The following is a 19902-nucleotide window of genomic DNA, read 5'->3' as shown; positions in this document are numbered from 1 at the left end:
GGAACTACTTGATGCCGGTGAAGCCCACGGAGTTGACGATCTTGCGGGCGAACACGAGGAAGAGGACGAGCATCGGGAGGGCGGCCAGCAGGGTCGCGGCCATGAGCCCGGGCCAGTCGGGTGCGGAGGCGGGGGTCTGGGACCGGAAGACGCCCAGGGCGAGGGTGAGCACCCGGGACTTGTCGGTCTGGCTGACTAGCAGCGGCCAGAGGTAGTCGTTCCAGCTCGTGATGTAGGTCAGGACCGCGAGGGTCGTGACGGCTGGGGCGGCCATCGGCAAGATGATGCGGAAGAAGGTCCGTACTCGGCCGGCGCCGTCGATCATCGCGGCTTCCTCGATCTCGGTCGGGATGCCCATGAAGAACTGCCGCAGGAAGAACACCGCGAACGGCGTCATCAGCATGGTCGGCAGTGCGATGCCCGGGAGCGTGTCGAGCAGGCCCAGGTCTCGCATCAGGACGAAGTTCGGCAGGAGCGTGAAGATGCCGGGGATCATCAGGCCGATGAGGAACGCGCCGAACACCACCTGGCGACCTGGCCAGCGCATCCGGGAGAACGCGTAGGCGGCCATCGCGGAGAAGAACACCTGGCCGACGGTGACCATGGTGGCGACGACGACCGAGTTGCCGAGGTACCGCCAGAAGTCCATGGTCGCGCCCGAGCCGCCGGCCGCGAGCGCCTCCTCGCGGGTGGTCATACCCAGCGCGCGACGGAAGCCGTCGAGGGTCGGGTTCACGGGCAGCAGGCTCGTCGGGTCCGTGACCAGGCCTGCGTTCGTGGACAGCGCCGTGCGCAGCATCCAGTAGAACGGGAACAGGGTGACGAGCGTGACGAGGGCCAGTACGGCCCAGGCGAGGATGCGACCGAATGAGATGCGGCGACGGCGACGGGGTGCGACGACGTCGACGGGAGTCGTCGACGAGCTGGCTGCTCGGGACAGTGTGTGGGTGGTCATGGTGCGCACCTCAGTTCGTGTCGCTGTCGCCCGCGCGGGACAGTCGGTACTGCACGACGGTGATGACGGACAGCACGACGAGCAGTGCGACCGACATCGCCGACGCGTAGCCGAAGTCGTAGCGGGTGAACGCGACGTTGTAGATGTAGTACTGGATGACGTTCGAGGCGTTCGCCGGGCCGCCCTGGGTGGCGACCGAGACGGTGTCGAACACCTGGAATGAGCCGATGCTGGTGACGATCAGCACCATGGCGAGGTAGGGCCGAAGGAGCGGCAGCGTGATCCGCCAGAACATCGACCACTCGCTGGCGCCGTCGACCTTGGCGGCCTCATAGACCTGTGGGCTGATCGTCTGGAGGCCGGCGAAGATCAGCAGCGCGGTGTAGCCGACATGCCGCCAGACGTTGACCATCGCGATCGTCGGGACCACCAGGTGCGGGTTGCCCCAGAACGACTGGCGGCCGATACCGACCCACTCGAGCAGCTCGTTGACGATGCCGAGCTGGTAGTCGAGCAGCAGGAGCCACAGCAACGCGGTCACGACGTTCGAGACGAGGTACGGCGTCAGGACGATGCCGCGGACCCACATGGACCTGGTGAGCCGGCTGAGCAGGACGGCCAGCACGAGCGCGACGAGCGTCTGGACGGCGATGTTGACGACGACGTAGTAGACGGTGGTGCGCATGGACGCCCAGAACACCGGGTCGGCGAACATCTTGCTGTAGTTGTCGAGGCCGACGAACTTCCCCGGCTGGAACACCGAGTAGTCGGTGAAGCTGAGCCAGATGCCGCGGATTGTCGGCCAAACCAGGAACACGCCGAACCCGATCGCCGCGGGCAGGATGAAGGCGATCGCGAGCGGTAGGTCGCGCGTCGCTCCGCGAAAGCGCGGCCTTCTCGGTGCGGCACGGTCGGCAGCACCGCGACGCGCGGGAGTCAGGATGCTCACGACGCCACTTCCTTCACGTGCACCAACGCGGCCTGGTCCGGATTCAGGGCTGGCATCTGCAGCCCGGCGGCAAGGAGGGCGGAGCCGCTCATGCGCACGCCGGTCGCCCACCATGCGGGATAGACCCTGGGGTCGTGCTCCGCTCCGGCTGCAGGGCCCGCGGACGATACGTCGTACATGCGTTGCGGGTCGAGGCCCGGAAGCACGAGACGACCCGGCGGCCAGGTAGCCGGCCGGCCAAGGACGACGACGGCGTACAGTGCCTCGTCGCGCGAGGGCGAGACGACCCCGTGCAACCAGACCTCCTCGTCGAGGTCGGCGCGCACCGTGGTGCCGCCGTGCACGAGTGGCCGGACCTGCTTGCCGAAGGCGATCCACGCGGCGAGCTCTTCGAGCTCGTCCTCGTCGGTCGCGGTCAGGTCCCACTCGATCCCGAGGTGGCCAAACACGGCTGTCGCTGCACGGAACGACAGGTCCTGCGTGCGTCCTGTGGTGTGCGCGCGAGGTGCGCCGATGTGTGCCCCGACAAGCTCGGGGGGCACGAGCTGCGCGGTCCAGCGTTGGATGCGTTGACGCTCGTGCGCGTCGATGCAGTCGCTCGCCCAGACGCGATCGGTGCGCTGCAGGATCTCGAGGTCGACGCGCGAACCGCCAGAGGAGCAGGACTCGATCTCGAGCCCGGGGCACAGGGCGCGGATCTCGTCGAGAAGGGAGTAGATCGCGAGCGTCTGGTCGTGCACGCTCGCGCGCCCGGTCCGGCTCGTGCCCGCATCGATGAGGTCGCGGTTGTGGTCCCACTTGACGTAGTCGACCCCGCACTCGCGCACGATGCTGACGATGCGCTCGCGCAGGTAGGCGGCGGCCTCGGGGTTGGCCAGATCGAGTACCTGCTGGTGCCGGGCGGTCACCGGCAGTCGCCCGGGCACCTGCAGGACCCAGTCGGGATGGGCCCGGAACAGGTCGGAGTCGGGGTTGACCATCTCGGGCTCGAACCACAGCCCGAAGTGCATCCCGAGGGAGTGCACGTGGTCCGCGAGCCCCGAGAGACCCTGCGGCCACACCTCGGCGTCGACGAACCAGTCGCCGAGGCCGGTCCGGTCGTGACGCCGCCCCCGGAACCAGCCGTCGTCCAGCACGAAGCGTTCGACGCCCACCTTCGCGCTCAGCTCGGCCAGAGCGTGCAACCGCTCGGGGTTGTGGTCGAAGTACACCGCTTCCCAGACGTTGAATGTCACCGGGCGCGGCGTCGCAGGGTGCGTCGGCCTCGCACGCAGGAAGGCGTGGAAGCGATGGGCCAGCTCGTCCATGCCCTCGCCGTACGACCCGTAGAGCCACGGCGTCGTGTAGCTCTCGTCCCAGCCCAGCTGGACCTCGCCCGGCAGGAGCAGCTCGCCGCCCCCCAGCAGTCGCTCGCCGGTGAACACCCGCTCAGCGAACGTCCGGTGGTTGCCACTCCAGGCCACGTGCAACCCCCAGACCTGACCGCTGCGGAACCCGAATCCCTGTGTGCCCGCCACCATGACGAGGGTCGCGTCTGCCCCGGTGCGCCCGTGACGGCCTTCGCGGAGGAGTGTGCCGACACCGAACGGGTGGCGCTGCGGGACACGTTCCGTCGCCCAGCGGCCGGCGAGGTCGAGGACCTCCGTCGCCACGGGCGGCACGGGTAGCGCGAGCAGCACGTCGTCGACGACGTACGTCTCCGGCAGCAGGTTTGTCACGGTCGCACGTGCACGCAGGACGCCCTGATCGGTGAGCTCGACCTCCAGACGCACGGCGAGCCCCACCTCATCATCTCGGGCCTCGACGACGACCAGCCCGCCGGCCCGTCGCTCGTCGCCGGTCTCCAGCGGGCTTACTTCGCCGGCCGCGACCGACCCGGCGGCGATCGACACGCGCATCGCGATGACGGTGAGCCGAGGCGACCAGGAGCGCCCAGCCCGGTGCCCCGCCAGACCAGGGGCACCGGTCCATCCGGTCCACGCCTCGGGGAGCAACGCCACCGGTAGCGGGCGGTCCACGCCGTTGCTCGCGTTCGGTGCGTCGCCCGCCCGGAGCACGTCGTCCAGCTCCGACTCCCCGAGCGGGCCCAGGTCCCCGCCCCAGTGCGAGACCTCGGGCAACCGACCGTCCTCACTGGACAGGAGCACGCTCACCCCGGCCGCCCGCAGATAGACCACAGCGCGGGCGCTGACTTCGGACACGCGACACTCCCTCGTTCGGTGTGCCCGGAGCCACAGGTCCATTCCTGTGCGAGCGGCACCATGAAAACGATGATCAGAGCAAATTGCAAGCGTCCTGATCATCGTTTGCATAACGAGTGGGTAACGCTACGAAGTGGGCGCGAGGGGCGCGCAGTGGCGATCGGCTGCCCGCCGGTGCTGCGGTACCTCGGACCAAGGGGTGTGGGGGAGAGATCCAGCGTCGACGCGTCGACACGGCAGCCGGTCAGCGTCGATGCGCCGGCGGCGCGGCGCTCTCGCGGAGGACGAGCCGCGGCTTCGCCGACGAGGTATGCCGTGACGCCCCGGTCGAGAGCAGGGATTCGAGCAGCCCGAACACCCTGCGCCCCAGGCCGACGAAGTCCTGGTGCACGGTGGTCAGAGCTGGCATCCACATCGCCGCGATCGGCTGGTCGTCGAAGCCGACGACGCTGACGTCGTCGGGAACTCGTCGGCCCGCTTCGCCCAGGGCGCGCATCAGACCGATGGCGAGTTCGTCGTTTCCACACAGGACGGCCGTGACCGTCTCGTCCTGCGCAAGGACGCTGCCGATCTCGTACCCGGATGCCGGGTCGTACGCCGCAGCCACGGGCTCGTGCAGGGGTGCGCCGGCATCGTGGATTGCCTGGCGCCAGCCGAGCGCGCGCCCGGTGCGCGTGTCGGTTTGCGGGATCGCCAGATAGTGCACGGTCTCGTGCCCCAGGCCGAGCAAGTACTCGGTGGCTTCCCGGGCTGCGACCCGGTCGTCGAGATAGGCGTGCGGGTAGGGGCTCCGGCTCCGGCCGGCGGCGGCCGCGGCGACCACCGGCACGCTCGGCGACAATGACCTCGAGATCGCGACGCCCACAGGATCGAACTCGATCACCACAAGCCCCGCGACGCTCTGTCCGAAAAGCAGATCGATCGCAGCGTCGATGTCAGCCTGCTCGTCGGACTCCACGACCGCGATGAGCACGAGGTAACCCGACTCGCGGGCTGCCTCCTGGATGCCCTGGAGCGTCCGGGAGTACCCGTACCGGACGGTGTTGAACGTGATGACGCCGATCATCGAGCGACGGCCCAGCTTGAGCGCGCGTGCGGCAGCGTTCGGTCGGTAGTTCAGTCGCTCGATGGCGGCGAGCACGAGCTCTCGCTTCGCGGCGCTGACCGGCACGTTGCCGCTCAGCACCCGAGAGACCGTCGGCACCGAGACGCCCGCCTCGCGGGCGACGTCCACGAGCACCGCAGGACGGCCGAGAGGTGACTCCACGTCGGGAGGTTATCCCGACGGGGAGTCCTCTGGCCGACCGACTCGGACATGCGACGCCGGCGAGCCGTCGATCCGGCTCCGCTCGAGGCCGCTCCATCGGGTGGCGCGATCCTTGCGCCTAGAAGCCTGGGGGGCCAGAGACCGAGCGCTGATGGTGAGGGCGATCGAGGAACACGGCCGCGACCGCACCGCGTCGTGCCTGATTGGGCATGTTGTCGGCGCGCACCGGTACGGTCGCGCCGTGGCCTATATAGCGACCGTACTGCGCGTGATGATCGCGTCCCCCTCTGACGTTCCAGAAGCGCGCGATGCGGTCGAACACGCAGTCCGCGGGTGGAACGACGCGAACGCCCGCACCAAGAGCGTCATTCTGCAGCCTTGGCGCTGGGAATCGTCGGCGGTGCCCGTATTGGGCGGTCACCCCCAGGCGCTGATCAACTCTCAAGGTGTCGACGACTCCGACATTGTGATCGCGATCTTCGGCAGCCGCCTCGGTTCGCCCACACCCGAAGCCGCCTCGGGCACGGTCAGCGAGATCGAGCGGGCACTCGACCAAGACAAGCCCGTTCACCTGTACTTCTCCATTGCTCCGCTGCCCCACGATGTCGACACGGACCAGCTCGAGGGCCTGCGTGCGTTCCGGGCCGAGATCGAAGGGAAAGGGTTACTGGGGGAGTTCTCAAACGCGAGCCAGTTGGAGCATGAGGTCTGGAAGGCCATCGAGCACGATATCGCTACGCTGGAGCCTGCGAGTGCTGCGACGCCGGGCGACTCTCCCGGGGTTGACCTGTTGGTTCAGCCCAGGCAAGAGCGTGAGGTCAAGGGCTTCAATCGACAAGGGAAGCCGCAGTACACGAATCGGCACTGGATCGAGATCACAAACCGTGGATCTGCTGACGCCGAAGAAGTGACCTTCGAGAGCCTGGGCGACAGCGCCCTGCACCTTGCATATGACGGCACACCGACGGTAATTCACGCGGGGCAGACGCGTCGACTCAACGCCCTCTACACGTTCGGTGGCGCCGAGGAGCCCGTACTCCGTGTTCGCTGGACTTTCGACGGGCAGGCCGTCGAACGGGACTTCCACGTCGGTTGAGTTGGGGTCGGTTCGCCGGTTTGAGCCACTCTCTGGCCGAACCGTGACAGCGGATGCGCACCCACAGGACCCGTGGACGCTTCGGATCTCGACGGGCGCCGTTCTTCGCTCCACCGCTTAGCGCAGACCAGTTCTTGCCGGCCTTGGACCGCGACCGAGCGAGGCACGCGAACTTAGCGTCTTCGAGGAGGTCGCCGAGGGGGGTGACGGTGTGTGGATCTGCCGAGATCCCCTCATCGCGCCTGACCTTGTGGCCGCGTACCTCAGTTGGGTAGCGGAGCGCCCGTGATGGAGGAGCCTAGGGTTGTGGACGAGCAACGATCAGCGATGTGCCCGAGGCCGGCGGCCAGGACCGGACGGCATGAGGTGCGCACTCGATCTGCTCGTCGGACCGTTCACGGCATGGCCGGACTTCTGCCGTGGCCGCTGGACACTTATTAGACACTTTTCGGCACCGAGGCCCTCGAAGTCGCCCGAGGTGGGCCGACTCGAATCCCCTCGGCTCCCCGAGAAGTTTCGGTCAGAGGCCACGCCGGAAACCTGAACGCAGGAGTTCGGTGGAGTTCGGACGTTGGTCCATTGAATCGAGATCAGCGTTCCAGGACTTCGGACCACGCGCATCGACCACATCCGCAGGACCGCGTCGACGTATCGAGGGGTTATGCTCAAACTCTTGAGGGCGTTCTCGACGCAGGGGCGAGGCGCCGCGTAGGCGGGAACGCATCACTACCCTGGGATTTCGTGCAGTCGGGTTGGCGCCGAGATTTTGAGTCGCCGATGTGCATTTCCATGCGCCGCGATGGGTCGATCGGGGCTGTGTTGACTCTGTCAACGGATGGGCCCGAACCGACGAGATGCGCTCTACTCGCTCGCGAGCAAACCCGCAGGTAGCGGCCCCGGCGCAACAGTTTCAGACGTCTCTCAACGCTTTCGATTCCCGCCACCTCGATTTTTGCAACGCCTCTGACCTGTGCCAATGCACGCGACCGCGGCACCGCTGGTTGGCGCCGTCAAGAGATCCGGTACGTACCGAGGGGCGCGGCTAGTTGTGCTCTCTGCAGGCACCGAATGCCTCGCGGAAGGAGGTCCCCTTAGGGACACGCACGGCGCTGCCGCAACGAGTCGAATTACTCCGGGCGCAAGCGGTGCGGCCGGAGGGAGAGATGTTGGATGAGCGACACACGGACGCAGCCGACGTTTCCTCCAGGCAAGGACTACGGGTCCGCCTTCGACCGCGAGCATCGCGAGGGCTCGCTGGGCCTCCGTCGCGCGTTCGTCGTTCTCGTGGCGGTCGCGGTCGGAGCACTGATCGGCGCGTCCGTCTACCAGGTCTCGCTGCAGCCCGGGGCGCTGATCATCAAGTCGGTGTTCGAGGCGAAGCCGCTCGTCATACCGCCCGCCGGTTTCGCCGCCGACCGCAGGGCCGTGGCGCCGATGCGCCGCGTCGCCCTTGGTGCCTCCGGGGCGCACCTCGATCTCTACGAACCTGCGAGCCGCTCCGCTGAGCTCCGTCCGATGATCCTCTGGGTGCACGGCGGTGGGTTCGTGTCGAGCTCGTCGGCGACCGTCGCCGACTATGCGATCCTCCTCGCATCATCCGGCTTCGTCGTCGGGAGCCTCGACTACACGCTCGCGCCGACCGCTAAGCACCCGGTGCAGGTGCAGCAGGCGGCCGCGGCCCTCGACTACCTCCGTGCGCACGCCGATGGCCTCGGCGGGAATCCTCTGGCGCTCACGATCGGCGGCGATTCCGCTGGCGCACAGATCGCGAGCGAGACCGCCGCCGCGGAATCCGACCCCGCGCTTGCGAGCGCCATCGGCATCGCCGTTCCAGCTGCTCACGAGCGGCTGCGCGGGGTCGTGCTGTTCTGCGGGCTGTACGACATGCAGACCGTGGGCACGACCGGTTTCCCCGGTCTCCGCACCTACCTCTGGGCGTACACCGGTCATCGGGACTGGCTGCTGGACCCGCACGCAACCGAGCTCTCCTCCGCGATGGAGGTGACCACCGCCTATCCGCCGACATTCGTGTCGGTCGGCGACGCAGACCCGTTCCGCACGCAGGCAGCCGAGCTCGCCGCAGCACTGCGTGCGAGGGCTGTGCCCACCACGACGCTGTTCTGGCCGAAGGGAAGCGGCCTGGGCCATGAGTACCAGTTCGACTTCAGCACACCGCAGGCGCGCTCCGCTCTCACTGCCACGCTCGCGTTCCTCGCGCAGGTGACGCAATGAGGGCGCGAGCGGGACGTCGAGCGGTCCGGGCCGCTGTACTTGTGGCCATCGGGCTGCTCTCCGCGTCCGTGGCCTACGTTCTTCTGGTCGTGATAGGCCGATGAGCCTCGAAGGACGACGCTTCGTCGCTCTCGGCAGCTCCTACGGCGCCGGACCGGGACTGCGACCGCGGGTGAAGGGCAGCCCCATAGCCGCGGGCCGCTCAGCGAGCAACTATGCACACCTCGTCGCCGGGCTCCTCCGGATGGACCTTACCGACGTCACGTTCTCCGGAGCGACGGTCGCGCAGCTGCGCCGCGGCGGGCCGGCCGGCCGGCCCGCTCAGCAAAGAGCGGTCACGCCGGACACGGCGTTGGTCACGATCACCGGCGGCGGCAACGACGTCGGATATCTCCCTGCACTGACGCTCTCGAGCCTTCCTTCCCCGCTCGCCGAACTCCTCCGGAGGCCGTCTCGCGTCCGGGCGTTCACGAGCCAGACCGAGACCGACCGACGGTTCGTCGACCTGACGATGGAGCTCGTCGGGCTGCTCGCAGACCTCCGCACGACTGCGCCGGACGCCAGGATTCTGATGGTCGGCTACCTCACCCTCCTACCGCCCCGCGGTACCGACACGGGCGTACTGCCCGCACCAGTCGCGGACTGGGGCCGTGGCATCGCTGAGCGCCTCACCGATGTGATGCGGACGGCGGCACAAGCGACGGGTACGGAGTTCGTCGACGTGTCCACCGCATCGGCGGAGCACCATGCATGGTCGGCGGACCCGTGGACGCGTCGGTTCCATCCGACGTTGCGCGGCGGCGCCGCATACCACCCGAACCTCGCCGGCATGCACGCGGTGGCCGAGATGGTCGCGGAACACCTCCGCGCCGAACCTCTCTCCGACTGAGCCGCACGGGTCCGACCGATCGCCTGGACCACCGGATCGAAGCGGACCTCTCAGCCCACCCGATGACGAACGGAGGCACTAGGACGGACATCCACATCGGTGCGTCGGTGCGTGTCGCCGAGGCGCCGCAGCACCGCATCGAGGCCGGCGACGGCGTCCGCGATGCGTACAAGTGACTCGGTACTTGGGGGTTGCCCTGCCCGGGGCATAGGCCCGATCAGGTCGAGCTCGTTGCCCTCCGGGCCGGCGAAAGTGAGCCAGTGGGCGAATTGATGGAGACGCTGTCTCGTGCGGCGCCCGGGCCGGGCAGGGTCGTGACGTCGTGGGCCGGGACTTCCCGACCCGACGCCGTCATGAAGGCGAGCCGGACCGGCTCCCCGGTCGCACCCTCGACATGGATCGCCGCCGGACCGAACTCCGTCCGGCGGTACTCGTCGCCCCACTGCGTGAACGCGGCCAGAACAGGGCGCAGCGCGTGACCGGCAGGGGTGAGCAGGTACTCCTCGCGTTCGCGAGCACCGTCGTCCCGGTAGGTGCTTCGCGTCAACACGCCGGCCTCGACCAGTCGCGCTAGCCGGTCGGTCAGCACGTCCGGCGCGACTCCGAGCTGTTCGCGGAACTGGGAGAAGCGGGTCCGGCCCCACATCGCCTCACGGATGATCAGCAGCGACCACTTCTGCCCCAGCACGTCGAGGCTGTTCGCGATCGAGCATCGAGACGTCAGAGGAGCAGGCATGAGACCAGTCTACCCGTCCTGGGTTGGAAGTCCCAAGCGAGCATGCTAACTTGGCGACTCCTACACAGCTTCGGAAGGCGGTCCCGTGCCCCAGCTCAGCCGTCGCGGTTCGTTCGCCGCAGGGGCCGCCGTCGCCGGCATCGCCCTGTGGGCCAGCGCCGCACCGACGATGGTCTACCCGCAGTACGCCGACGCGTGGGCACTGTCGACGGCGACGACCTCGGCCCTGTTCGCCGTCTACCCGTTGGCGCTCGTCCCGACGCTCGTGATCTTCGGGAACCTCTCCGACTCGATCGGGCGGCGCGCGACGATCCTGGTCGGCCTGGCAGCACTGACGGCCGGATCTGTCGCGTTCGGGCTCGCCCAGGACGTCAGCTGGGCATTCCTCGGGCGCGCGCTGATGGGTGTCGGCGTCGGCTTCGCGCTGAGCCCGGCCACCGCCGCGATGGTCGAGAACGCCCGGCGCCCGGAGCGCGCAGGCTCGGCGACGACGGCAGCGACCGCCGGCGGCCTCGTCATCGCCACCCTCGTCGGCGGTGCCCTGGTGCAGTACGCACCCGACGCCCTCCACCTCAGCTTCTGGGTTCTGGCCGTGGCCACCGCGACAGCGTTCGCACTGTCCTGGTTCCTGCCGCGCCACCAGCGCGACGCTGCGCAGCCACCGTGGAGGCCTCGGCGGCCGATGGTTCCCGCCTCCGCACGGACTGGGTTCGTGGCCGGTGCGCTCGGCATCGGCGCCGCCTACTCCATGGGTGCGATCTACCTGGCGCTCGGCGCCCACATTGCACGGGACCTGCTCGGTTCGGGCAACACCTTCGTGGACGGCGCGATGATCGCGCTGTCGGCGGTCGCCATCGGGACCGTGGCCATCGCCGCGCGCCGCCTTCCGGCACGCACGGCACTCCTGTCGGGACCGATCCTGGCGACCGTCGGACTGGGCGCGTTGATCGTGGCCGGATCGCAGCACTCGGTGGCGCTGTTCGTGCTCTCGTCCGTGGTCGGCGGCGCCGGCTACGCCCTTCTGTTCTCCGGCGGTCTCGGTGCGGTCACGCAGAGCGCTCCGGCAGACCATCGCGCCATGGTCCTGTCCGCGGCCTACGTCGTCGGCTATGTGCTGCAGGCCGGCACGGCCCTCGGCCTCGGCGAGCTGACCCGGCGGGCCGGCCTGGAGTCCGCGCTCGTGGTCGGCGTCCCCGTCATCCTCGCGATCGGGTACGCCGCCGCCCTGCTCGTCCGCCGCCCGGCGGCGATGGTCGGCAATGTCACCCAGGTTTCGCACCACCCGGTTCTCGAAGGGAACACCCCATGACCACCCTGCACGACGCCGTCGTCCTCGTCACCGGAGCGAACGGCGGCCTCGGCCGCGAGTTCGTCGACCAAGCCCTCGCCTGGGGAGCCGCGAAGGTCTACGCGAGCGCCCGGAACCCACGGACCTGGACCGATTCCCGAGTCGTGCCGCTGGCGCTCGACATCACCGACGAGGGTTCGATCGAGGCAGCCGCCAAGGCCGCGGACGACACCACCGTCCTGATCAACAATGCCGGGATCTCGGGCCCTGGCCCTGTCCTGACGTCGAGCCTGCAAGACCTGCGCGCGCTGTTCGAGACGAATGTCTTCGGCCAGGTCGCGCTCGTGCAGGCCCTCGCCCCGACGCTCGCCGCGAACGGCGGCGGCGCCATCATCGACGTGCATTCGGCTCTCAGCTGGCTTGCCACCGGGACCTACTCGGCCTCGAAGGCGGCCTTCTGGTCTATCACCAACAGCCTGCGCGTCGAGCTGCAGGGGCAGGGGACCCAGGTCGTCGGCGCCCACCTCGGGTACACCGACACCCCGATGACCGTGGACGTCACCGCGCCGAAGGGTGACCCGGCCGATGTCGTCGCAGCGATCTACGACGGTCTCGAATCGGGGGCCCACGAGGTCCTCGCGGACGAGACATCGCACCAGGTCCGCGGAGCGTTGTCGGGGCCGCTCGAGGCGCTCTACCCGAGCCTCGCCTAGCTCGGCCCTTCAGGCGGTGGGCTCCCGCGAGGCCGTCGACGCCTTCGTTTCCCTCACCTTCGACACCGTCCTGGCGCCGAACCCGAGTTGAGTCCCCAACCCTCGAAGGAAGCCACCATGACCACCGGCACGACCACGAGCATCGTCACGACCCCGGTGCGGCACATCGCAGCCACGAACAGCGTCACCTACGCCTACAAGCGCCTGGGCACCACCACCGGCACACCGGTCGTGTTCTTGCAGCACTTCCGCGGGAACATCGACAACTGGGACCCGCAGCTGATCGACGCCATCGCCGCGGAACGCGACGTGATCCTCTTCGACAACGCCGGCATCGGCGGCACCGATGGCACGACGCCGAACACAGTCACCGCGATGGCGGAGGACGCGGTCGCGTTCATCGATGCTCTCGGCCTGACCGGCGTCGACCTGTTCGGTTACTCCCTCGGCGGCTTCGTAGCGCAGGAGATCGCGCTGTCCCGCCCGGCACTCGTGAACCGGCTGATCCTCGCCGGTACAGGACCCAAGGGAGCCCCCGGGATGGAGCGCTGGTCCGAGGACGTCGTCAACGCGGTCGTGGTCGACGAGACCGGTCCCGCAGGTGTGCTCTACGTCTTCTACGCGCCGACCGAGACGAGCCAGGCAGCCGGCCGGGCCTCGCTCGGTCGGATCTACGGCTGGCAGGACGGCCGCGACGAGCAGCCTTCACTCGAGGCGAAGAACGCGCAGTACAGCGCGGTGCTCGACTGGGGCGTGCAGGACTGGGCTGCGGTCCAGCGCCTCCGCAGCATCACGCAGCCGACCCTCATCCTGCAGGGCGACGACGACATCATGATCCCCACCAAGGCGAGCCACACGATGGCTGGCCTCATCCCGAACGCGCGTATCCGGATCTTCCCGAACGCATCACACGGATCGATCTTCCAGTACGCCGACGAGGCCGCCGCAGAGACGATCGCGTTCCTGACCGACTGACGAGCTGCTGGGCGCGCGCAGGCACCTCCCGCACGCTCGGTGCTGCGTGTCAGCCTCAGCCGCGATGGAGATCGGAGGATGAGAGATGACAACCATGCAGGGCTCCCGCGGTCCGAGGCGTTCGAGCTCGCTGCTCGGGGACTACCTGCGCGCGCGCCGCGGCATGCTCCAGCCGGAGGACGTCGGACTCTTCCGTTACGGCGGCCGACGCGTCGGCGGTCTCCGACGCCAGGAGGTCGCCGACCTGGCGGGGGTGAGCACGGACTACTACCTGCGGCTCGAGCAGGGACGTGACCGCCAGCCGTCCGACCAGGTCATCGTCGCCCTGGCCCGAGCGCTCCGGGTGGGCGACTTCGGCATTCGGCACATGCGGCGCCTCGTCCAACTGCAGAATCAGGGCGCCGCACCCATCCGCAGGACGGACATCGATGGCGCTGTGGGGTCGCTCATGGACTTCTGGCAGCTCACCCCGGTCGCTGTGGTCGACTCCAATCTCGACATCGTGGCCGCGAACGACATCGCGCAGGTACTGGACGAGGGGCTGCTGTCGCCGAGATCGAACCTGGTGCTTGGGCTGTTCGAACGGCAGGACCACTCGGCCGATGGCTGGCTCGAGAAGGCCGAGCGGGTCGTGGCGGACCTGCGGTTCCGATGCGATCCCGACGACGTCCGCTTGCAAGAGATTGTCGGCCGGCTGTCCATCCGTGAGCCCATCTTTCGGCGCCTCTGGGCCAGCCATGACAGCCGGCCGTTTGCCGAGGGTCTGATTCGCTCCACGCTCGAGGAGCTGGGTCGTTTCACCTTCCGTTTCCAGTCGCTAGACGTTCCCTCCGTCGACGGCTGCTCGGTCCTTGCTTTCCACCCCGCTGACGAGGCGGCACGGTCCGCGATCTCATCGATCGCCCGGCACTTCGACCACGTCACCTCGGCGAGTGCTTGACCCGGTCGTGTCGGCTCGCCGGCATGCGCGATGACCGGCCCGGACGAAGTACACGGGGCGCTCGGTTCGATCGCTCGGTTCGTCGTCACCTGTCCGTCACACGACGACCTCGCCGGGCTGATGCGCGAGGGGCTGGCCCGGTTCCAGGAGGACGACCGGTACGTGGCTCTGATCGGTGAGCTCGTCGCGACGAGCCGGGGCTTCGCCCGCGCGTGGGACGGCGACCAGGGGCCCCGTCGGGTCGGCGACCTCGAGCTGCAGCACGAGGTCGCCGGCTTGTTGCGCCTCGAGTACGTGCGTCTTCCGGTCGAGGGCACCGTCGCGACGCTGGTGCTGGCCCGCCCGTCGGACGAGGAGACGGGGGATCGTCTCCACCTCCTCGACGGGACCCGCTGATCCGGCGGGCGGGCGCAGCCCCGGCTAGCTGCGGACGAAGTCGAGGATGTCCTGATCAAGCTMCGTCTGGAAGCTGCCGGCGATACCGTGCGGCCGACCGGGGTACAGCTTGAGGGATCCGTGCTTCAGCAGCCCGATCGCCTTCTCCGAGGCCGCCTGCACGGGGACGATCTGATCGTCGTCACCGTGCAGGAGGAGCACGGGCACGTCCAGCGCGACGAGGTCCTCGGTCTGATCGGTCTCCGAGAAGGCCCTGATGCAGTCGTACATGGCAGCGAGGTCACCCGCCAGCCCCTGCCGTACGAAGTCGCGACGGACCCCCTCCGAGATGTCGGAGCCCTCCCGATTCGTGCCGTAGAAGGCGGCGGAGAGCTCCCAGAAGTACTGCGCTCGATCGCTCGCCGTTCCCTGGCGGATGCCGTCGAACACGTCGATCGGAGCCCCCTCCGGGTTGGCCTCGGTCTGCAGCATGAGCGGCGGGATCCCGCCCGCAGTGACGACCTTGACCACGCGGCCCTGCCCGTACTTAGCGGCGTACTTGATCACCTCGCCGCCGCCGGTCGAGTGCCCGACCACGATCAGGTCGTGCAGGTCCAGCGCCTCCACGAGCTCCGCGAGATCCTTCGCGTAGGTCTCGATGTCGTTTCCGGAATACGTGGGCGTCGAGCGCCCGTGACCTCGGCGGTCATGCGCGATGACGCGGTATCCAGCGTCGGCGAACAGCTTGCGCTCGAGCTGCCACGCGTCCGAATTGAGGGGCCAGCCGTGGCTCAGCACGATCGGTGTCCCTGTGCCGTGCTCGGTGTAGTAGAGCTCTACACCGTCTGATGTCGTGAAGAAGGACAACGGACTTCCCTTTCGTCGTGTGCGATGAGGCGACCGAACGGCAGCCCCGCGTGACCGTAGGCACCGCAGTCCGTGCCGAAGAAGGTCCTTCCGGGGACACCCTCGACCGCGCCCGATCGACTCGAATAGGAGGACGACGGAAAGGAACGGACCATGACCGACGCACGAAGGAGCCCGGAGCTAGAGGAGGCGTACGCCGAGTTCAGCACGTGGTTCGAAGACCGATACATGCCCGCGTTCATTCGCGGGGTCGGCGGCGGGGACGACCCCCGATTCATCTCCGAGTACTGGGGCTCGCCGCTGTGGGTCGGCAACGATCTAGGCCCGGCGACGCTGGCGGAGACTGAGCAGGACGTCGTTCGCGCCTTCGCGGCCATGACCGATCGGCTTCATGCCGACGGCTACAGCGACAGCGTCGTGCTCGACCGCCGGACGGTCGTCTTCAACCGGGACGGCTCGGCGATCGACTCGCTCTGGTCTCGTCGACGGGGCGACGGTTCCGAGATTGAGCGTGTGGCCGTCCACTTCGTGGTGGCACGCCGACTCGACGGCATCCGCGTCGTCGCATTCGAGACCTACGGCACGGATGCGGACACGCTCGACGGGGTCTGGCCGGTCGTGCGCGGCTGACGCTGAATGACGATGCGCGCTTCGACCGACCGCCAGGCGACGTCGGTCACCGCGCAGGCGGTCACTGGGTTAACTAGGGACATGGAATGGCGGCTCTCGCGCCACGGATCGACTTCAGATGCGGCATAGCGCAAAGCGACTCATCGCAGTCGAGGGGTGTAGTGCCGCTTGAAGCAGCCCGTCCCGAACAGGAACGGCTCGAAGGCCGGGATCGAGCGAGCGCCCGTTGTCTACGTCAACGAGTCGGCCTTGTTTGCTGTGGAGCCGTCAGTCCGGATGGAGCGAAGGTGCAGGTCAGGCACCCGAACCTCCGTGTCAACCCCCGCCGAATCGCTTTCGATTCCCACCACGAGCCCGATCAGCGCAACCCGATCGGCGCGCCTTCGACCAGCGCGACGCCATCGGGTGCGGTCACGCGCTTCGTTGAGGAACACGATCAGGCCCTTGTCGACCGCCAGGCCCTCGTCCTGGTCGGGGCGCTGGCGTGTCAACCGCCGCAGTTGGGGCCTGTCAAGAGTCCCGCTAGCGCCGCACGACCGCTCTCGTCAAATGTGATCTCGACGGTGTTCGTCGCGCCGACGGTCGACCGATGCGTATCGGCCTGTCAGGTGGATGAAGCGCTGATTCTTCGAGCCGACGAGGGAGCATGAGTGCTCGCGCTCAGCAGCCCTGAATGGCCCGTCCACGATCAGGTCGGAAACATCGAGGAGGGCGGCCGCATCCGGCCTGGTTCTGAGGAACGCCAACTCGTACCCGGTGAACGTGATGACTCCCCGTTCTTGGGCGACACCATCGACCCTTCGGCCCACCGCCTGGGGGAGGCGTTCGCACTCTCGGGCTTGACCTGCGCCGAGGAGCACGACGACGCTCGGCGGTACCGGCTGGAGCATCCGGCGCTGCGGGCGACGGAGGTCCGGCTGGCCGCGACCTCGCCACGATCGTCGGCGTCCGCTGGCGATAGCCGGGCGGACCGAAGGGGGGCACGCCGCCGGACGGTCCGCACCACTCTGGCGCGTGCCGCGTCCGGAGCACGCTCAGACGGGCACTCGTCGGCCCGTCTCGAAGGACTCGATGCAGCCCAGGGCCAGTGCAAGCGCGCGGCGGCCCGCACGAGCGTGGATCGGTGGTTGGCCTCCAGACCGGAGGGCCGGCAGCAGTGCGTCGACATGTCGGTCGAAGGTGCGCTGGAACTGCCGGGCTTCGTCGTTGAAGTACCCGGCCTGCCACACCTGGCTGGTCTCGTCGCCGACGGTCGAGACCGTCAGCCGGCGCACCGTGTCCTCCACCAGCAGGCGTCCGGCGCGCCCGTTGATCTCCAGCTGGTGGGTCAGGGGGTAGGCGTACGACGAGTCGTAGGTGCCGACGAGGCCGCCGACGCCGCCGTTCGCGAGCTCGAGCGCGATGGCGACGGTCGTGTATGGGCCGTCGTGGGGCCGCGCCATCTGGGCCATCACGGACACGATCGGTCCGCACAGGTGCTCGATCGTGTCGAACGCGTGGCACTGCGTCTCGATCAGCTGGGCGTGCGGGTGCGTGCCGATGTTCGCCTCGCCTCCGAAACGCCAGCTCGTGAACACGATCTCGCCGAGGGTGCCGGCCGTGATCGCGGCCCGTGCGCGGAGCATCGGCTCGGCGTAGCGGTGGTTGAAGTTGATCGCCAGGAACAGGTCCCGCTCGGCTGCCTCGCGCAGGAGCTGGTCCGCCTCGGCAAGATCGAACACGAAAGGCTTCTCGACGAGGAGCGGAACGCCGCTGCGGATCAGCTGGAGCGTCGGGGCGAAGTGGTGCTCGTTCGGCAGCGCGACAGTGACGAGGTCCGGCTGGGCGGCGTCCAGCATCGCAGCGATGTCGGTGTAGCCCGTGGTGGCCGCCTCTGCTGCCTGCCGTCGCACGCGCTCGTCGTTCCTCCCGACGATCGCGACGACGGTCGTGTCGGACCGCTCGGTGAACACCCGGATGTGCTGTCGACCCCACCCGCCGGGGCCGACGACCGCGACGCGCAGAGGCGAGCCGCTTCCGGAGTCGGAGAGTGCCGCCCCCGCTCCTTCGTCGGCGACACCCGGGCCCTCGGTCATGACCTTCCCCCGTCGTCGGGCAGCGCGTTCCTGCAGTGAAACGTCACGCGGCGTGCGAGTCAATCGTCTGCCGGTGGCACCTCGGCGCCACCGCACGCCCACGGCAGCATCGACACCAGCAGGTTCTCCACGTCCTGGTTACCGTCGCGGCCCTTCACAGCGTCACGGTCCATCGACACGACCTCGCGCCGCGCGGGATCCGGGTGAACGCCGTCGCACCCGGGCCGGTATGGACACCACTGCAGGTCTCGGACGGGCAACCTACGGAGAAGCTGAACGGCTTCGGGGACTCCTCCTGGCTCGGCCAGACGAGCCAGCCGGTCGAGCAGGCACCCGCCTGAGTCCAGCTTCGTGATGGGCGAGGTCATCAACGTCAACGGCGGGGCGCACGTGCCCTGACCGCTGCGCCCAGGTGGACCCGTTCACTGCGGGAGCCTTACATTGACCACGTCAACAGAACCGCTCGAATCGGGTCAGAGCCGATGGATGTGCGATGGCGGACGTGCAGATCAGGCGTTCTCGCTTGTCTGTCGGGACTCGCCGAATCGCCTTCGATTCCCCCACCTCCACATGTGCTGCGCTCCTGACCTGCATAAATGCACTAGGTTGGGCGGCACGAATTCGTTGATGCTGTCAACCGGGTGCCGCGAGGAAACCTCTCGGAGGCACTCGCGTTACCACGTTGCGATCCTGGGCGGTCGTTGCCCTCAGTTCATCGGCGCCACTCTCGCGACGAGGCGTACTGCGGAATGGGCGAATGCCGCGCCGGTCACGCCACTCAACAACACGTCACCCGGGTCGTGGGCGCCGGTCTGGAAGCGCGACAGGGCCACCGTGGCCGCGTCGACGCGCGCGTCCTATTGGGCTGCGCAACGCTTCGACCCGGACGACAGCCGTCGAGGATCTGTGATGACCATGAGGCGCACCGAGTTCGAGCCCGACAGTGGCAGCGGACGGGTACTTGCGCGGGCGCAATCCGAAGGACGATCGTGAGATGGCCGGCCGGCGCGTCCGACCGTCCGCCGTGGCCGTCGCGTCCTTCGTGACCGCGGCACACGAGCGGCCGCAACGCCTCAAGGAGGACCGCATGGGTCTCGAGCTGCTGGTCCCGCTGGTCATGGGGGCCCTGTTGAAGGTTGCGGGGAAGATCGGCGACGGCGCGCTGGGAGCTGTCGAGGACGCAGCCAAACGCGCAGCCTCGGGCATCTTCGCGAAGATCACGACGTGGTGGTCCACCGACGCCACCGCCTCCGACGACCTTGCCAAGTTCGCCACCGAGCCTGACGTCTACCAGCCCGTCGTCGAAGCGCGGCTGGTCCGCAAGCTCGCGGACGACCCCTCGATGCAGGCCGAGCTGGCGACGCTCTTGGAGAACGCTGGTCCCCAGGTCGACGTCTTCCAGTCCGTCGCGGCGGCGCACGGGATCACCGGTGCGAGGGTGAGCGAGATGCTGCGCGGCAGCGTCCGCGTCACCCAGGACATCACGCGGGCGTCCGACGTCACCGGCGTGGACATCACGCGACTGGGGTGACGACGACCCTGGGGCCGGACGGCCCGTCTCCCCGGCAGCGGCACGACGACCCGTTCTTCGACGGCGTGGTCCGCCGTCACGTGGACGACGACGGGTACGTCCGCCGGGAATGGCTCGAAAGCTTGGTTCAAGAGCGCCTGCAACGGACGACGTGCCGCTACGTCGTGCTGGTCGGCGAACCAG

The 19902-nt window shown here is 68.5% G+C and carries 19 protein-coding genes and 1 pseudogene; 12 read left to right on the top strand and 8 right to left on the bottom strand.

All coding sequences use genetic code 11. The features are described 5' to 3' along the window. Positions 1 to 4: 4 nt before the first annotated feature. The 4 genes from AC1DYZ_RS14670 to AC1DYZ_RS14655 form a co-directional block, all read right to left on the bottom strand. Positions 5 to 955, bottom strand: coding sequence for a carbohydrate ABC transporter permease (locus AC1DYZ_RS14670; protein ID WP_477065922.1), 951 nt, complete (start codon positions 953 to 955; stop codon positions 5 to 7). A 10-nt stretch (positions 956 to 965) separates the two neighbouring features. Continuing rightward, on the bottom strand, positions 966 to 1898 hold the full coding sequence (locus AC1DYZ_RS14665; RefSeq protein WP_477065929.1) for a carbohydrate ABC transporter permease: 933 nt from the start codon (positions 1896 to 1898) through the stop codon (positions 966 to 968). Between the two features lie 2 nt (positions 1899 to 1900). Then, positions 1901 to 4105: an alpha-galactosidase gene (locus AC1DYZ_RS14660; RefSeq protein WP_477065921.1), complete on the bottom strand. Its 2205-nt coding sequence runs from the start codon at positions 4103 to 4105 to the stop codon at positions 1901 to 1903. A gap of 244 nt (positions 4106 to 4349) precedes the next feature. Next, positions 4350 to 5339 (bottom strand): LacI family DNA-binding transcriptional regulator, encoded by a 990-nt coding sequence (locus AC1DYZ_RS14655; protein ID WP_477065920.1) that lies wholly within the window; start codon positions 5337 to 5339, stop codon positions 4350 to 4352. Between the two features lie 184 nt (positions 5340 to 5523). Here AC1DYZ_RS14655 and AC1DYZ_RS14650 point away from each other — a divergent pair, with 184 nt between their 5' ends. The 3 genes from AC1DYZ_RS14650 to AC1DYZ_RS14640 all read left to right on the top strand — a co-directional run bounded on the left by AC1DYZ_RS14650 (position 5524) and on the right by AC1DYZ_RS14640 (position 9589). Further along, on the top strand, positions 5524 to 6468 hold the full coding sequence (locus tag AC1DYZ_RS14650; protein WP_477065919.1) for a DUF4062 domain-containing protein: 945 nt from the start codon (positions 5524 to 5526) through the stop codon (positions 6466 to 6468). Between the two features lie 1284 nt (positions 6469 to 7752). Continuing rightward, complete coding sequence (locus AC1DYZ_RS14645; protein WP_477065918.1) at positions 7753 to 8700, top strand: alpha/beta hydrolase; 948 nt, start codon at positions 7753 to 7755, stop codon at positions 8698 to 8700. Positions 8701 to 8800: 100 nt separating this feature from the next. After that, complete coding sequence (locus AC1DYZ_RS14640; RefSeq protein WP_477065917.1) at positions 8801 to 9589, top strand: SGNH/GDSL hydrolase family protein; 789 nt, start codon at positions 8801 to 8803, stop codon at positions 9587 to 9589. 217 nt (positions 9590 to 9806) lie between these two features. Here AC1DYZ_RS14640 and AC1DYZ_RS14635 read toward each other — a convergent pair whose 3' ends face one another. After that, positions 9807 to 10325 carry a winged helix-turn-helix transcriptional regulator gene (locus tag AC1DYZ_RS14635; RefSeq protein ID WP_477065916.1) on the bottom strand — a complete coding sequence of 173 codons (519 nt, stop codon included), beginning with the start codon at positions 10323 to 10325 and terminating at the stop codon, positions 9807 to 9809. An 85-nt stretch (positions 10326 to 10410) separates the two neighbouring features. Between AC1DYZ_RS14635 and AC1DYZ_RS14630 the strand changes: the two genes are divergently transcribed. The 5 genes from AC1DYZ_RS14630 (at position 10411) to AC1DYZ_RS14610 (ending at position 14637) form a co-directional block, all read left to right on the top strand. After that, the gene (locus tag AC1DYZ_RS14630; protein ID WP_477065915.1) at positions 10411 to 11634 is read left to right on the top strand and encodes an MFS transporter; all 1224 of its coding nucleotides are present in this window, start codon (positions 10411 to 10413) and stop codon (positions 11632 to 11634) included. Further along, positions 11631 to 12326, top strand: coding sequence for an SDR family oxidoreductase (locus tag AC1DYZ_RS14625; protein WP_477065914.1), 696 nt, complete (start codon positions 11631 to 11633; stop codon positions 12324 to 12326). Before AC1DYZ_RS14630 ends, AC1DYZ_RS14625 begins: the two co-directional genes overlap by 4 nt. A gap of 117 nt (positions 12327 to 12443) precedes the next feature. Beyond that, positions 12444 to 13301 carry an alpha/beta fold hydrolase gene (locus tag AC1DYZ_RS14620; protein ID WP_477065913.1) on the top strand — a complete coding sequence of 286 codons (858 nt, stop codon included), beginning with the start codon at positions 12444 to 12446 and terminating at the stop codon, positions 13299 to 13301. Positions 13302 to 13395: 94 nt separating this feature from the next. Next, positions 13396 to 14241, top strand: coding sequence for a helix-turn-helix domain-containing protein (locus tag AC1DYZ_RS14615; protein WP_477065912.1), 846 nt, complete (start codon positions 13396 to 13398; stop codon positions 14239 to 14241). Positions 14242 to 14271: 30 nt separating this feature from the next. Then, complete coding sequence (locus AC1DYZ_RS14610; RefSeq protein ID WP_477065911.1) at positions 14272 to 14637, top strand: MmyB family transcriptional regulator; 366 nt, start codon at positions 14272 to 14274, stop codon at positions 14635 to 14637. A gap of 24 nt (positions 14638 to 14661) precedes the next feature. Here the strand turns inward: AC1DYZ_RS14610 and AC1DYZ_RS14605 are convergent, their stop codons facing one another. Beyond that, positions 14662 to 15483, bottom strand: coding sequence for an alpha/beta fold hydrolase (locus AC1DYZ_RS14605; RefSeq protein WP_477065910.1), 822 nt, complete (start codon positions 15481 to 15483; stop codon positions 14662 to 14664). A 153-nt stretch (positions 15484 to 15636) separates the two neighbouring features. Here AC1DYZ_RS14605 and AC1DYZ_RS14600 point away from each other — a divergent pair, with 153 nt between their 5' ends. Next, entirely contained in the window at positions 15637 to 16113 is a 477-nt protein-coding gene (locus AC1DYZ_RS14600; RefSeq protein WP_477065909.1) for a DUF6841 family protein, read from the top strand. Between the two features lie 287 nt (positions 16114 to 16400). Continuing rightward, on the top strand, positions 16401 to 16763 hold the full coding sequence (locus AC1DYZ_RS14595; protein ID WP_477065930.1) for a hypothetical protein: 363 nt from the start codon (positions 16401 to 16403) through the stop codon (positions 16761 to 16763). Here AC1DYZ_RS14595 and AC1DYZ_RS14590 read toward each other — a convergent pair. Beyond that, positions 16659 to 17003 (bottom strand): 4Fe-4S cluster-binding domain-containing protein, encoded by a 345-nt coding sequence (locus AC1DYZ_RS14590; protein WP_477065908.1) that lies wholly within the window; start codon positions 17001 to 17003, stop codon positions 16659 to 16661. The genes AC1DYZ_RS14595 and AC1DYZ_RS14590 overlap by 105 nt on opposite strands. Before the next feature lie 144 nt (positions 17004 to 17147). Then, positions 17148 to 18188 (bottom strand): Gfo/Idh/MocA family protein, encoded by a 1041-nt coding sequence (locus AC1DYZ_RS14585; RefSeq protein ID WP_477065907.1) that lies wholly within the window; start codon positions 18186 to 18188, stop codon positions 17148 to 17150. A gap of 179 nt (positions 18189 to 18367) precedes the next feature. Here AC1DYZ_RS14585 and AC1DYZ_RS14580 point away from each other — a divergent pair. Together AC1DYZ_RS14580 and AC1DYZ_RS14575 are read left to right on the top strand one after the other, a co-directional pair. Then, positions 18368 to 18587 (top strand): annotated as a pseudogene (locus AC1DYZ_RS14580) (SDR family oxidoreductase); the annotation flags it as partial. A gap of 595 nt (positions 18588 to 19182) precedes the next feature. Next, positions 19183 to 19719 (top strand): hypothetical protein, encoded by a 537-nt coding sequence (locus tag AC1DYZ_RS14575; RefSeq protein WP_477065906.1) that lies wholly within the window; start codon positions 19183 to 19185, stop codon positions 19717 to 19719. Positions 19720 to 19902: the final 183 nt, after the last annotated feature.

Source organism: Cellulomonas sp. P1_C4 (genome assembly GCF_056406355.1).
This window is presented reverse-complemented; position numbering and strand designations above follow the sequence as displayed.